The following is a 14,404-nucleotide window of genomic DNA, read 5'->3' on the forward strand; positions in this document are numbered from 1 at the left end:
TTGATCGTGGGGAGAGCAATGCCGTCGCGAGCTGACCAGTTTCCGCTGTCCGCTGCGCAGGCGGGCATCTGGTTCGCCCAACAACTCGACCAGGCGAATCCGGTCTTCAACACGGCCGAGCGCGTGGAGATCGACGCGGCGGTAGACCCGGAGCTGTTCGCGGAGGCCTTGCGCGCGGTGGTCGCGGAGGCGGAGACGCTGCGGATGCGCGTCGTCGACGACGGTGACGGTCCGCAGCAGGTCATCGACGCCTTCGACGCCGTCGAGCTGCCGGTCCTGGACTTCTCCCGCGAGGACGACCCGGTGGCCGTCGCCGAGGAGTGGATCCAGGCCGACCTGGTCGCTCCGGTCGATCCGACCCGGTCGCACCGGGACGGCGGCAGGGTGTGGACGGCCGCGTTGTGCAAGCTCGGGGAGCGGCGCTGGTGGTGGTACCAGCGCATCCATCATGTGGCCATCGACGGCTACGGGTTCTCGATCATCATCCGGCGGGTTGCCGAGCTCTACAGCGCGCTGGTCACCGGGGAGGACCCGGTGGAGTCGTCGTTCGCCGGCCTGGATGAGCTGATCGCCGACGAGCGCGAGTACCTCGACTCGCCCAAAGCGGAACGCGACGCGGCCTACTGGCGGCAGCGCTTCGAGGACGATCCCGACGTCGTCACCCTGACCGAGCGCTCGCGGCCGACCGCGCACACCTTCCACCGCCAGCCGGCCGCGAGCTCCTCCCTGGAGGAGCTGGGAGCCGCGGCCGAGGAGGCGCGCACGATCTGGCCGGACGCGCTGATCGCGGCCTTCGGCGCCTACCTGCACCGGATGACCGGGGCGAACGACGTCGTGCTCGGGCTGCCGGTGATGGGCAGGATGGGGTCGGTCGCGCTGCGCGTGCCCGGCATGGTCGTCAACGTGCTGCCGCTGCGGCTGCAGGTCGAGTCGTCGACCACCCGCGACGAGCTGATCGCGCAGGTGGCCAAGGCCGTGCGGGAGCTGCGCAAGCACCAGCGCTACCGCAGCGAGCAGCTGCGCAGGGACCTGATGCTGCTGGGGTCGGACCGGGCGCTGTTCGGGCCGATGATCAACATCAAGTCCTTCGACTACGACCTCGACTTCGCCGGCGCGCGGGGGACGGTGCACAACGTCGCGGCCGGGCCGGTCGACGACCTCAGCGTCCTGGTCCACACCCAGGACGACGAGCTGCGGTTCGAGTTCGACGCCAACCCCGACCGCTACACCGCCGAGGAGCTGACCGCGCACCGCGAGCGCTTCCTGCGGTTCCTGGATTCCTTCGCCGGCAGCGAGGCCGACGCGCCGGTCGGCCGGATCGACCTGCTCACGCCCGAGGAGCGCCACCTCGTCCTGGAGGAGTGGAACGCTCCGGTGCCCGGCGCCGTGGAACCGTCGCCGGCCACGCTGCCGCAGCTGTTCGAGGAGCAGGCCCAGCGCACGCCGGACTCGGTGGCGGTGACCTTCGAGGACGAGTCGCTGACCTACGCGGAGCTCGACGCGCGCGCCAACCAGCTCGCGCACCACCTCATCGACCACGGCGTCGGACCAGAGCAGCTGGTGGCGCTGGCGCTGCCGCGCTCGGCGGACCTCGTCGTGTCGCTGCTGGCGGTGCTCAAGTCCGGGGCCGCCTACCTCCCGCTGGATCCGGGGCATCCGGCCGAGCGCATCGCCTACATCGTCGGCGACTCGCGGCCCGCCATGCTGATCAGCGACCGGGAGCACGCGGACCGGCTGCCGGCAGGGCTCACGAGGGTCCTGCTGGACGACGAGAAGGCGATCGGCGAGATCGTCCGGCACTCCCAGCGCAACCCCAAGCCCGGCGAGCGCGGTCCGCTGACCAGCGAGCACGCCGCGTACGTCATCTACACCTCGGGTTCCACCGGACAGCCCAAGGGCGTGTCCATCCCGCACCAGAACGTCGTGCGGCTGTTCTCGGCCACCGAACCGTGGTTCGGTTTCACCGGCGAGGACGTGTGGACGCTGTTCCACTCCTACGCCTTCGACTTCTCGGTGTGGGAGCTGTGGGGAGCGCTGCTGCACGGCGGCAGGCTCGTGGTGGTGCCGCACGAGGTGAGCCGCTCGCCGGAGGAGTTCCTGGCCCTGCTCGAACGCGAGCAGGTCACCGTGCTCAACCAGACGCCCTCGGCCTTCTACCAGCTCAGCCAGGCGGACCGGGAGAAGCCGGGGGCCGAACTGGCGCTGCGCTACGTCGTCTTCGGCGGTGAGGCGCTGGAACTGTCCAGGTTGGACGACTGGTACCGGAGGCACCCGGACCCGCCCAAGCTGATCAACATGTACGGGATCACCGAGACCACCGTGCACGTGTCGTACGTGGAGCTCGACGCCGATCTGGTGGCGCGGCGCGACGGCAGCGTCATCGGTCGCGGCATCCCGGATCTGCGGATCTACCTGCTGGATTCGCTCCTGCAGCCGGTCCCGCCCGGGGTCACCGGTGAGATGTACGTCGCCGGTGAGGGTGTGGCCCGCGGCTACCTCGGGCGGCGCGGGCTGACCGCGCAGCGGTTCGTCGCCGACCCGTTCGGCGAACCGGGCACCCGGATGTACCGCTCCGGTGACCTGGGGCGCTGGCGGCCGGACGGGCTCATCGAGTTCATGGGCAGGGCCGACCAGCAGGTCAAGGTGCGGGGTTTCCGCATCGAACTCGGTGAGATCGAGGCGAACCTGGCGGTGCACCCGCAGGTCAGGCAGGCCGCGGTCGTGCTGCGCGAAGACGTCCCCGGCGACGAGCGCCTGGTCGGCTACACCGTCGGCGACGCCGATCCGGCAAAGCTGCGCGCGCATCTCGCCGACCGGCTGCCCTCCTACATGATCCCGGCCGCGTTCGTCGCCATCGAGGAGATCCCGTTGACCGCCAACGGGAAGCTCGACGCCAGGGCCCTGCCCGCGCCCGATGTCGCCGGGCGCGGCCGGCAGGCGCGCAACGACACCGAGCACGCGCTGTGCCGCTTGTTCGGCGACGTGCTCGGGGCCGAGGACGTCGGCATCGACGACGGGTTCTTCGAGCTCGGCGGCCACTCGCTGCTGGCGACCCGGCTGCTGGCCCGGGTGCGTGCCGAACTCGGTGCGGAGGTGGGCATCCGAACCCTCTTCGATCACCCGACCGTCGCGGAACTGGCCGAGCGCCTTCAGGTCTCGCGCGGTGGCAGGCCGGAGCTGCGTCCTGCGCGACGCCCGGAGGAGATCCCGCTCTCGTTCGCGCAGCAGCGGCTGTGGTTCCTCAACGGGCTCGAAGGCGCCAGCGCCACCTACAACATGCCGCTGGTGCTGCGGATGGCCGGCGAACTCGACCTGCCCGCGCTGCGCGCCGCGATCGGCGACGTCGTCACCCGGCACGAGAGCCTGCGCACCACGTTCCCGGACACCCTCGGCGAACCGCGGCAGGTGGTCGGCGATCACGTGCCGGAGCTCGCGGTCACCGATGTGTCCGATCTGGACAAGTCGCTGACCGAGGCGGCGCAGCGGGGATTCGACCTGGCGCAGGAACCGCCGATCCGCGTCGAGCTGTTCCGCGACGCTGAGCGCACCGCGCTGCTGGTGCTGCTGCACCACGTCGCGGGCGACGAGTGGTCGGTGCGCCCGCTGGTGCGGGACCTGTCCACCGCCTACGCCGCGCGGCTGGAAGGGCGTGCGCCGGAGTGGGAACCGCTGCCCGTGCAGTACGTGGACTACGCGCTGTGGCAGCGCGCACTGCTCGGTGATGAGGAGGACCCCGGCGGTCTGGCGGCCCAGCAGCTGCACTTCTGGAAGCAGGCGCTCGCAGGGCTTCCCGACCAGCTCGAACTGCCCACCGACTACCCGCGGCCCGCGGTGTCGAGCCACCGAGGTGAGTCCGTGCGTTTCGGCCTGGACGCCGAGCTGCACGAGCGGATCCGCGAGCTCGCCACCGAGCACCAGGCCAGCGCGTTCATGGTGCTGCAGGCCGCGCTCGCCGCGCTGCTGACCAGGATGGGCGCGGGAACCGACGTCCCGATCGGCTCACCGGTGGCCGGTCGAGCCGACGACCGGCTCGACGACCTCGTCGGTTTCTTCGTCAACAGCCTGGTGCTGCGCACCGACACCTCGGGTGAGCCGACCTTCGCCGAACTCCTCGACCGGGTCCGCCACACCGACCTGGCCGCCTTCGACAACGCCGAGCTGCCGTTCGAGCGGCTCGCGGAACTGCTCAACCCGGCCCGGTCGCTGGCCAGGCACCCGCTGTTCCAGGTCATGCTGGCCTACTGGGGCGCGGGCGAGTCGGTGCGCGCCGACATGCCCGGCGTCGAGACCTCTGCGGGCACGATCCCGGCGGGGGCGGCGAAGTTCGACCTGGCCTTCAGCCTCCACGAGAGCGCTGACGGGGACGTCCGCGGTCTCGTGCAGTACAGCACCGACCTGTTCAGCGAGCGCACGGTGGAATCGCTGGTCGACCGGTTCGTGATGCTGCTCGAATCCGCCGTGGCGGCACCGGGAACGCCGATCGGGCGGCTGGACATCCTCGGAGACAGCACCCGCAAGCAGGTCCTGGCCTGGGGCGACGCGACCGGTGACGTCGGCCCGGCGGGCACCTTCCCGCAGATCCTCGCCGAGCGGGCCCAGGCGGCACCGGACAAGCCGGCGCTCGTCTTCGATGGCACCGAGATCACCTACCGCCACCTGCGCGAGCGAGTTGCCGAGCAGGCGAAGCTGCTGGTGGAGCGGGGTGTTCGGCCCGGGGACATCGTCGGCGTGATGCTGCCGCGCTCGGCGGAGCTGATCATCGGTCTGCTCGCGGCGATGCACGCGGGCGCCGCCTACCTCGCGCTGGACCCGGAGTACCCGCCGGAACGCCTGCGGCACATGGTCGACGACGCGCAGCCGCGCCTGGTGCTCACCGATGACCTGGACGTGGATCTCCCGGCGCCCCTGGTGCACCACGGCGATCGCCCCGAAGGCGACCCGCAGCTGCCGGAACCGGAGCTCGATGACGCCGCCTACGTCATCTACACCTCCGGTTCCACCGGCACGCCCAAGGGCGTCGTCGTCGCGCACCGGGGCATCGGCAAGCTGCTGGCCACCCAGACCGAGCGGGTCGGGATCACCCCGGACAGCAGGGTGCTGCAGTTCGCCTCGCCGAGCTTCGACGTGGCGTTCTGGGAGATCTGCATGGGTCTGCTCAGCGGCGGCACCCTCGTCGTGGTGCCCTCCGAACTGCGGGTTCCCGGTGAAGCGCTGGCCGAGTACGCGCGGCACCACGAGGTGACCCACCTGGCGATCGGCCCGTCGATGATGGGCATGTTCCCGGCCGACGTGCAGCTGCCGGAGAACGCGACGCTGCTGTGCGGAGCGGAGAAGGTTCCCTCCGACCTGGTGCAGCGCTGGGGACGGGACCGTCCGATGCTCAACTGCTACGGGCCGACCGAAGCCACCGTCAACACCACGCTGTGGGACTGCGATCCCGACGCGGTGTCGAGCTCCGTGCCGATCGGCGTGCCCGACCCGGGCGCCCGCGTGCACGTGCTCGACGAGCGCCTCCAGCCTTGCCCGCCGGGAGTCGTCGGCGAGCTCTACGTCTCCGGTCTCGGGCTCGCCCGCGGCTACCTCAACCGCGCGGGCCTGACTGCCGAGCGGTTCGTCGCCGACCCCTTCGGCGGCGGGGGAAGCAGGATGTACCGCACCGGTGACCTGGTGCGCTGGCGCGCGGACGGGACGTTGGACTTCGCCGGCCGTGCCGACGACCAGGTCAAGATTCGCGGTTTCCGCATCGAGCTGGGGGAGGTCGAAGCGGCGCTGTCCAAGCACGAGGACGTCGCGCAGGTGGCCGCCGTGGTCCGGGAGGACACGCCGGGCGACAAGCGGCTCGTGGCCTACGTCGTCGGCGACTCCGACGCCGGGTCTGATGCCGCCGCGCTGCGTCGTCATGTGGGCGAGGAACTGCCCGACTACATGGTCCCCGCGGCCGTGGTCCTCGTCGACGCGCTCCCGTTGCTGCCCAACGGGAAGCTCGACCGGCGCGCGCTGCCCGCACCCGATCTCGGCGAGGCCGTCGGCAACGACATGCCCCGCAACCCCACCGAGGAGATCCTGTGCGGGCTGTTCGCCGACGTCCTGGGACTGCCCAGAGTCGGCGTGCACGACGGGTTCTTCGACCTGGGCGGGCATTCGCTGCTCGCGGCCAAGCTCATCGGCCGGATTCGCGACGCGCTGGGCATCAAGGTCAACGTCGGCAGCCTGTTCGCCGCGCCCAGCGTGGCGGGGCTCGCCGAGCGCCTCCACACCGGTGGTGACCGGGACGCGCTGGAGATCCTGCTCCCGCTGCGCACCACCGGGGCCCGACCGCCGCTGTTCTGCGTGCACCCGGCGGCAGGGCTGGCGTGGCCGTTCTCGGGGCTGCTCAAGCTCATCGACGACGAGCGCCCGATCTACGGCATCCAGACCCGCGGCCTGGCGGAACCGGCGCCGGTGGCGGGCAGCCTCGCCGAGATGGCGGCCGAGTACCTGGAGCACATCCGGGAGGTGCAGCCGCACGGGCCGTACCACTTCCTCGGCTGGTCCTTCGGCGGCGTGGTCGCCCACGAGATGGGCACGCAGCTGCAGGCCGAGGGGGAGGAGGTGCGCTTCTTGTGCATGCTCGACTCCTATCCCAAGGACGTCTGGGACACGCTGCCCACCGAGGAAGAGGCGCTGCTGGCCCTGCTCTACATGGCGGGCTACGACCTCTCCGAGCTCGATGACGGGCCTCTGACCAGGAACGACGTGCTGAAGATCCTCTCCGCCGAGGGCAGCGCGCTGGCGAACCTGGAGGAGCACAGCATCACCGCCATCATCGACAACTTCGCCAACTGCGCGGTCCTGGAGAACTCCGCCGAGCACGACGCGTTCGCGGGTGACGTGCTGTTCTTCAGCGCCACCGTCAAGCCGGCGAAGGAGTCGCTGACCAGCGAGATGTGGCAGCAGTACGTGGACGGCGACGTGATCAACCACGACATCGCCTGCGAGCACAAGGACATGACCCAGCCAGAACCCCTGGCCGAGATCGCAGCGGTCGTGCAGCGAGCGCTCACCGAGTCGGAAGGCCGAACCGGTTCACCGCCTGCTGGGCGGTGAACCGGGGACGTCGGGTGTTCGGTGGAGGAGAAGAGGAGCAAGACGATGACGAACCCGTTCGAGGATCCGGACGCGCAGTACTACGCCTTGATCAACGATCAGGACCAGTTCTCGCTGTGGCCGGCCACGATCGAGGTGCCCGCCGGGTGGACCATCGCGCACGGCCCGACCGACCGGCAGTCCTGCGTCGACCACATCGAGGTGCACTGGACCGACATGCGGCCCGCACGCTGATGCCGGGTGCGCTGCGGCGGGTGAACCCGCAGGTCGCGGTCTGCGTCTGCTACGTCGCCGCGATGTTCATGAACGGCATGGACGCCACCATCGTCAATGTGGCGCTTCCCGCGCTGGTCGAGGACTTCTCGGTGTCGGCGAGCTCGGCATCCTCGGTCAACGTCGGCTACCTGGTCAGCCTCGCGGTGTGCATCCCGGTGTCGGGCTGGCTCGGTGACCGGTATGGCACGAAGCGGGTCTTCCTCGCCGCCTTCGGCGTTTTCGTGCTCGCCTCCGCGCTGTGCGGGGTGTCGGGCGATCTGCTCCAGCTGACCCTGGCGCGCGTCCTGCAGGGCGCCGGTGGCGGGGTGATGAGCCCCGTCGCGTTGACGTTGCTGTTCCGCGCTTACCCGCCGGCCGAGCGGATTCGGCTCTCGCGCGTGCTCCTGCTGCCCACTGCGGTCGCGCCCGCGCTCGGGCCGGTGCTGGGCGGGTTCTTCGTCGAGCACCTCACCTGGCGTTGGGGATTCTTCGTCAACCTGCCCGTCGGCGTTGCGGCGCTGGTGTTCGGCGCGCTGCTGCTGCAGGAACACGTGGAGGCTCCGGGAAAGCGCTTCGACCTGCGCGGATTCGCGCTGGCCGCACCAGGTCTCGGCCTGGTGGTCTTCGCGCTGGAGGGCGTCGCCACCGGTGCCCCGGCAGCGCTGAACTGGTTCGCGGGTGCCGCCGGGATCGCGCTGCTGGCCGTGCTGGTGCGGGCTCAGCTGCGCACCGAGCACCCGATGCTGGACTTGAGGTTGTTCGCCGACAACCATTTTCGCCGGGCGAGCTTGATCCTGTTCACGTGCCTGGTGGGCTTCCTCGGCACGCTCTACGGCTTCACGCTGATGTACCAGGTGGAACTCGGTGCGTCGGCGTGGGAGACGGGCCTGGTGACCTTGCCGAAGGCGGTCGGTCTGATGATCGCCTCGCAGCTGGTCGGCTGGGCGCACCGGCGGTTCGGGCCGCGGCTGCTGATCGCGGTGGCGATGGCCGGGGCGTCGCTGTCGTTCGCGCTGATGAACGCGATCGGACCGCACGACGTCTGGATGGCGGCGTTCGTCCAGCTGGCCTCGGGCTTCTTCGTCGGCGCCGCGACAGCCGAACTGCAGGTCGTCGCATTCATGACCATCGACCAAGCCGCGACGGGCGGTGCGTCGACGCTGTTCAACGTGCAGCGGCAGGTGGCCTCGGCGCTCGGCGTGGCCATCACGGCCAGCGTTCTGGCTGCTGCCGGTCCGGGGCTGGGCTCATATCACCTGGCGATGGTGACCTCCGCCGGATTCGCGATCATCGGTGCTCTCCTGGCGTTGCGGGTCACGGAATCCGTAGTGCTGCAACGGGAACCCGTCGCGGCCGGTCGCTGAGAGATCTGAGCCACCAGGGGGAAGACAATCCTCCGATCTATGGTTAGGCTAGCCTTAACTAAACGATCGTTGGTGGAACGGAAAGGAACGCTTGGTCGATGGGAACCGCGGATCGACTTCGGCGCAACCGGCCCCCGGCACGCGACCTCGAGGTGCTGCGCACCGCTGAGCTGAGCCCGTCGATGCGTCGGGTCACCCTCGGAGGCGAGGAGCTGGCAGGCTTCCTCGACCAGCACACCGGGCCCAACATCAAGGTCTTCGTGCCGCGCCAGGGTCAGGACCGGCCGGTCCTCCCGCAGCTGGACTCCGAGACCGGCCGGTACAGCTGGCCGGAGCCGGAAGTGCAGCCGACCATGCGCACCTACACCGTTCGCCGCTACGACGAGTCGAGCGGCGAGCTCGACATCGACTTCGTGATGCACGGCGAGCACGGGGTGGCCTCCAACTGGGCCCGCAACGCCAGGCCCGGCGACCGCCTCGGCGTGATGGGGCCCGGCGGAAAGATCTGCCGCGCGGCGGACTGGTACCTGCTGGTCGGCGACGAGACCGCGCTGCCCGCGATCTCCGGCATCGTCGAATCGCTGCCCCCGACCGCGCGTGGCCACGTGCTCCTGGAGGTCGACACCGCCGCCGACCGGCAGCACGTGCAGTGCCCGCCGGACCTGCGGTGGACCTGGCTGCACCGCGGAGGCCGCTCGGCCGGCCTCTCGCGTCAACTGATCAACGCCGTGCAGGAGCTGGACGTGCCCGCCGACGTCGACGTCTCCGCCTGGGTGGCGGGGGAGTCCGGCGTGGTGCGCGGCATCCGGCGGCACCTGCGCGATGAGCGGGGCATGGACGCCCAGTCCGTGCTCGCCATCGGCTACTGGAAGCACGGCATGGCCGAGACCGAGTACCACGACAAGCACAACCACGATCGGGACTGACCGACGCGGCGAGAACCGGCCAAACCCGCGGTTTCGCCGGTACATTCACCCGCCCGCGAGTCGGGCTCCGGCGAACCGAGGGGACGACGTGTCTGCGGCGCTGAACCAAGAGGAAGTCCACGACGTGCTGGGCATCGGCTTCGGGCCGTCCAACCTGGCGCTCGCGATCGCGCTGGAGGAGCACAACCGGACCGCGGACGACCCCGTCAACACGCTGTTCTTCGAACGCCAGGCGTCCTTCGGGTGGCACCGGGGCATGCTGATCGAGGGCACCACGATGCAGGTGTCCTACCTCAAGGACCTGGTCACCATGCGCAACCCGGCCAGCGACTTCTCGTTCCTGTCCTACCTGCACGGCAAGAAGCGGTTAGCCGACTTCATCAACCACAAGACGTTGTTCCCCACCAGGGTCGAGTACCACGACTACCTGGAGTGGGCCGCGAGCCGGCTCGACGGCGTCGTGCGCTACGACTCCGAGGTCGTGGAGGTCTACCCGGTCGAGGACCACTTCGAGGTCGTCGTCCGGCACGGCGGGCAGCTCGCCGTGCACAAGGCGCACAACGTCGTCATGGCCGTAGGGCTGGAAGCCTCGCTGCCGGAGGGCGCCGAGCTGGGCGAGCGCATCTGGCACAACCTGGACCTGATGCACCGCGTTCCGGAGCTCACCGAGGAGCCCAAGCGCTGCGTGGTGATCGGCGCGGGACAGTCCGCCGCCGAGGTCACCGACTACCTGCACCGCACCTTCACCGGTGCCGAGGTGTGCGCGGTGTTCGGCCGCTACGGCTACAGCCCGGCCGACGACAGCCCCTTCGCCAACCGGATCTTCGACCCGCAGGCCGTGGACGACTTCTACTCCTCCTCGCCGGAGGTCCGCGCCAAGCTCATGGACTACCACCGCAACACCAACTACTCGGTGGTCGACCTGGAGCTGATCGAGGAGCTCTACGCCCGCTCCTACCAGGAGAAGGTGCGGGGTGCGGAGCGCCTGCGGATCTTCAACGCCAGTCGGCTGGTCGACGTCGGTGCGCTTCCGGAAGGAGCGGAGGTCACCGTCGAGTTCCAGCCGAGCGGCGAGCGCCACGTCCTGGACGCGGACCTGCTCGTCTACGCGACCGGCTGCAGCCCGCGCGACCCGTACACGCTGCTCGGCGAGCTGGCCCGCCACTGCGAGTGGGACGAGCACGGTTCGTTGCAGGTCGAGCGCGACTACCGGGTGCGGACTTCCGGGGACGTCCCCGGAGGGCTCTACCTCCAAGGCGGCACCGAGCACACCCACGGCATCACGTCCTCGCTGCTGTCCAACGGGGCGGTCCGCGCGGGCGAGATCCGCGATTCCATCGTCGCGCGTCGCAAGGCCCCCACCCGCGACTACGCCCTCACCCGCTGACCCGTGGCCCCGACTGCGGGGATTCCCATTTACCGCGAAGTCCGAGTACCGGAAGTTCCGGGTCGAATCTCGCGCGAGAGGGGAAAGACCCTGATCACGGCGCGGGAACAAGACCGCGGGCGTGGCGGTTGTACGGCGAGATGAACGCGCGCGTGAGTGGAGAGCAGGTCCGGGGTCCCGTGCGAGGAGAGGCCGCGGTGCCGCTGTCCGTGCTGGACCTGGCGACGGTGGGAGTGCAGGACTCGCCCTCCGACGCCCTGGCGGCGACCACCGAACTGGCCGAGCGGGTCGAGGCGCTCGGCTACCACCGGATGTGGGTGGCCGAGCACCACGGGATGCCCGGGATCGCCAGTTCCTCTCCCGCGGTGGTGATCGCGCACCTGGCCGCGCACACGCGGACGCTGCGGCTGGGCTCGGGCGGCGTGATGCTGCCCAACCACGCGCCGCTGGTGATCGCCGAGCAGTTCGGCACCCTGCAGGCGCTGCACCCCGGCCGCATCGACCTCGGCGTCGGCCGGGCACCCGGGACCGACCAGGCCACGGCGCGGGCGCTGCGGCGGACGGAAGGTCCGCTGTCGGCGGAGGACTTCCCGCAGCAGCTCGGCGAGCTGATCGCGTTCCTCGACGACGACTTCCCGCTGGACCACCCCTACGCCGAGGTGCAGTCCGTCCCGCGCGGACCGCTGCCGCCGGTGTGGCTGCTGGGCTCCAGCGGCTTCAGCGCGCAGCTGGCCGGGGCGCTGGGCCTGCCGTTCGCCTTCGCCCACCACTTCTCCGCGCAGAACACGCTGCCCGCGCTGGAGCTCTACCGCGAGTCCTTCCAGCCCTCCGAAGTCCTCGACGAGCCGTACTCGATGATCGGCGTGCAGGCCGTCGCGGCCGACACCGAGGAGGAGGCGCTGGACGTCGTACGGCCGATCGCGCTGAGCATGCTCAAGCTGCGCCAGGGCGTCCCCGGCAAGCAGCCCACCCGGCAGCAGGCGCGCGACTACCCCTACACCGATCTGGACCGGGCGTTCGTCGACCACTGGTTGGCCGACGCCGTGCACGGCACCCCGGACGCGGTCCGAGCGGGCCTGGAAGAGCTGCGCGAGCGCACCGGCGCGGACGAGCTCATGCTCACCGCCAACCTCGCGGACGCGGAGACGAAGCTGCGTTCGTTCGACCTCATCGCGAAGGCCTTCCGCCTCTCCTGATCCGGCCGCGAAACCTGCGGTTCTCGTGGACGGAGTGTGGCTCGCCACTCTAGGTCGAGGTCGCGGGCGGGCGCGTCTTGCGCGTGTCGTACGGTCTATTGACACCGGTGTTGCTAGGTGCCCGGTGTTGGGCACGACGCGGGATTGAGGGATTGGCGTGAAGCCTGGTGTGCTGATCTTCTACCGGATCATGGCGTACGTCACTGCCGTACTCCTGATCCTGTTGTGCGCCGCCATGGTGCTCAAGTACGGCCACTTCCTCGGCTTGTGGCCGGAAGGTTCGGCGACGCAGGAAACCGGCACGACGTGGGTCACCACGATCGGCATCGCGCACGGCTGGCTCTACATGGTCTACCTGCTGGTCGCGGTCGTGGCCACGACGCAGCTGCGGGTTCCGATGGGCCGGATGCTGCTGGTGCTGCTGGCCGGGACCATTCCGTTCGGCGCGTTCTTCGCCGAGCGCAAGGTCGTGCACTGGCACGAGCTGCGGATGGCGGGCAAGCCGATCGTGCAGCCGCAGAACGCGGAGGAAACGACCGCCTCATGACAGCCATCCCCGAGTCCCCGAGCCAGTCCGCGCAGCCCGTTCCGGAGGAGCCGGTGCGCCGCCGCACGGTGATCGGCGCCTACTTCGCGCTGACCAAGCCGCGCGTGATCGAGCTGCTGCTGGTCACCACCATTCCCGCGATGTTCCTCGCCGAGCGAGGAATCCCGTCGGTGTGGCTGGTGGTCGTCACCCTGCTCGGTGGCGCCATGTCCGCAGGCAGCGCCAACGCGCTCAACTGCGTCGCGGACTCCGACATCGACGCCGTCATGGACCGCACCAAGAAGCGCCCGCTGGTGCGCTACGAGGTGCCGCGCCGCAGCGCGCTGATCTTCGGCATCGTGCTGGGCATCGCCTCGTTCCTGGTGCTGTGGTTCGGTGCGAACCTGCTGGCGGCCTCGCTGTCGACGGCGGCGATCCTGTTCTACGTCTTCGTCTACACGCTGGTGCTCAAGCGCCGCACCTCGCAGAACATCGTGTGGGGCGGTGCGGCGGGCTGCATGCCCGTCGTGGTCGGCTGGGCAGCCGTGACCGGCAAGGTCGAGTGGCCTGCGATCGTGATGTTCGGCGTGGTGTTCCTGTGGACGCCGCCGCACTTCTGGTCGCTGGCGATGAAGTACAAGGACGACTACGCCCGCGCGGGCGTGCCGATGCTGCCCGTGGTCGCCACCACCAAGCAGGTCTCGGCGCGCATCCTCGCCTACAGCTGGGCCACGGTCGGCTGCACGCTGCTGCTGTTCCCGGTCACCAGCTGGGTCTACATCGCGCTGGCCGGTGTGTCGGGCGTGATCTTCCTGGTGGTCGCGCAGCGCCTGCACAACAACGCCCGCAAGGGCCTGGCGCTGAACCCGATGGCGCTGTTCCACCTGTCGAACTCGTACCTGACCCTGGTGTTCGTGGCGATCGCGGTGGACGCGGCGCTCACCCCCGTGATCGGCTGACTCAGCGCATCACGGGCAGCACCGGCGCGTCGCTTCGCCCGGTCGCCGCATCGATGAAGGCGATCGGGTCGGCGGTCTCGGCCAGCAGCCGGACCGTCACCTTCAGCGCTTCTCCGGCCATCGGACCCGGCAGGTCGCGCCCCACCGCGGCGGCGATGTCGGCGTAGTGCACGACGCCTTCCATCACGAAGATCCGCAGCGCCTCGCGCGCGGGCACGACCGCGAAGCCGCCGTAGTGCACGGTGCGCTCCAGGTCGGTGTCGCGCAGCCGCTCGATGGTCCGGGGAGCCACTGCCGCGAACTGCTCGACCAGCTCGTCGGCGGACGTCGTCCGCGACCGCGCTGCGGCCGATTCCTTGAGCAGCTCCGCGGTCTCCTCGGCGATGCCTCCCGGCCGTTGCATGAACGACAGCAGGTCGGCGGCGTCGTCGTGGCTGACGGGGGCGTCGGGGGAGGGAGCCTCGATGCCGGCCAGGGTGGCCGACGGGAACGGGCTGACGTGGGTGTAGACATCCTTGACCGTCCAGCTCGGCAGCCTCGTCGGACGAACCCAGTCGTCCTCGCCCAGCTCCGCGCCGAGCCGGGCCCACACCTGCCAGGTCTGGTCCAAGGCGTCAATGATCATGGTTCTCCCATCGGTTGGTCCGAGGTACCCATTCACTCACGTGGTGTCGCCTCACGCGGATAACCTTTCCGGGTGCCCTC

The 14,404-nt window shown here is 70.1% G+C and carries 9 protein-coding genes; 8 read left to right on the forward strand and 1 reads right to left on the reverse strand.

Annotated elements, in window-relative coordinates; translation table 11 throughout:
- The first annotated feature begins 18 nt into the window (after positions 1–18).
- From FHU35_RS23665 to FHU35_RS23700, 8 genes are all read left to right on the forward strand, one after another.
- Positions 19–7,086, forward strand: coding sequence for an amino acid adenylation domain-containing protein (locus FHU35_RS23665; RefSeq protein ID WP_145743423.1), 7,068 nt, complete (start codon positions 19–21; stop codon positions 7,084–7,086).
- 45 nt (positions 7,087–7,131) lie between these two features.
- The gene (locus FHU35_RS23670) at positions 7,132–7,320 is read left to right on the forward strand and encodes an MbtH family protein (RefSeq protein WP_145743425.1); all 189 of its coding nucleotides are present in this window, start codon (positions 7,132–7,134) and stop codon (positions 7,318–7,320) included.
- Between the two features lie 20 nt (positions 7,321–7,340).
- Entirely contained in the window at positions 7,341–8,705 is a 1,365-nt protein-coding gene (locus FHU35_RS23675; RefSeq protein WP_246110529.1) for a DHA2 family efflux MFS transporter permease subunit, read from the forward strand.
- A gap of 98 nt (positions 8,706–8,803) precedes the next feature.
- Positions 8,804–9,631: a siderophore-interacting protein gene (locus FHU35_RS23680; protein WP_145743428.1), complete on the forward strand. Its 828-nt coding sequence runs from the start codon at positions 8,804–8,806 to the stop codon at positions 9,629–9,631.
- 88 nt (positions 9,632–9,719) lie between these two features.
- Positions 9,720–11,018, forward strand: a complete 1,299-nt coding sequence (locus FHU35_RS23685) for a lysine N(6)-hydroxylase/L-ornithine N(5)-oxygenase family protein (protein WP_246110530.1) — start codon at positions 9,720–9,722, stop codon at positions 11,016–11,018.
- A 140-nt stretch (positions 11,019–11,158) separates the two neighbouring features.
- Entirely contained in the window at positions 11,159–12,214 is a 1,056-nt protein-coding gene (locus tag FHU35_RS23690) for an LLM class flavin-dependent oxidoreductase (RefSeq protein ID WP_145743432.1), read from the forward strand.
- 157 nt (positions 12,215–12,371) lie between these two features.
- Positions 12,372–12,761 (forward strand): DUF3817 domain-containing protein, encoded by a 390-nt coding sequence (locus FHU35_RS23695; RefSeq protein WP_145743434.1) that lies wholly within the window; start codon positions 12,372–12,374, stop codon positions 12,759–12,761.
- A complete protein-coding gene (locus FHU35_RS23700) occupies positions 12,758–13,699 on the forward strand; it encodes a heme o synthase (RefSeq protein WP_145743436.1) in 942 nt (313 codons plus the stop codon). The genes FHU35_RS23695 and FHU35_RS23700 overlap by 4 nt, the downstream gene beginning before the upstream one ends.
- Before the next feature lies 1 nt (position 13,700).
- Here FHU35_RS23700 and FHU35_RS23705 read toward each other — a convergent pair whose 3' ends face one another.
- Complete coding sequence (locus FHU35_RS23705) at positions 13,701–14,324, reverse strand: maleylpyruvate isomerase N-terminal domain-containing protein (protein ID WP_145743438.1); 624 nt, start codon at positions 14,322–14,324, stop codon at positions 13,701–13,703.
- Between the last annotated feature and the right edge of the window lie 80 nt (positions 14,325–14,404).

Origin of the sequence: Saccharopolyspora dendranthemae (genome assembly GCF_007829955.1) — a bacterium.
Classification (GTDB): Bacteria; Actinomycetota; Actinomycetes; order Mycobacteriales; family Pseudonocardiaceae; genus Saccharopolyspora; species Saccharopolyspora dendranthemae.

Bases quoted from the DNA above. Each gene is read 5' to 3' on its own strand.
- FHU35_RS23665 (WP_145743423.1), top strand. From the start codon at position 19: ATGCCGTCGCGAGCTGACCAGTTTCCGCTGTCCGCTGCGCAGGCGGGC.
- FHU35_RS23670 (WP_145743425.1), top strand. From the start codon at position 7,132: ATGACGAACCCGTTCGAGGATCCGGACGCGCAGTACTACGCCTTGATC.
- FHU35_RS23680 (WP_145743428.1), top strand. From the start codon at position 8,804: ATGGGAACCGCGGATCGACTTCGGCGCAACCGGCCCCCGGCACGCGAC.
- FHU35_RS23690 (WP_145743432.1), top strand. From the start codon at position 11,159: ATGAACGCGCGCGTGAGTGGAGAGCAGGTCCGGGGTCCCGTGCGAGGA.
- FHU35_RS23700 (WP_145743436.1), top strand. From the start codon at position 12,758: ATGACAGCCATCCCCGAGTCCCCGAGCCAGTCCGCGCAGCCCGTTCCG.
- FHU35_RS23705 (WP_145743438.1), bottom strand. From the start codon at position 14,324: ATGATCATTGACGCCTTGGACCAGACCTGGCAGGTGTGGGCCCGGCTC.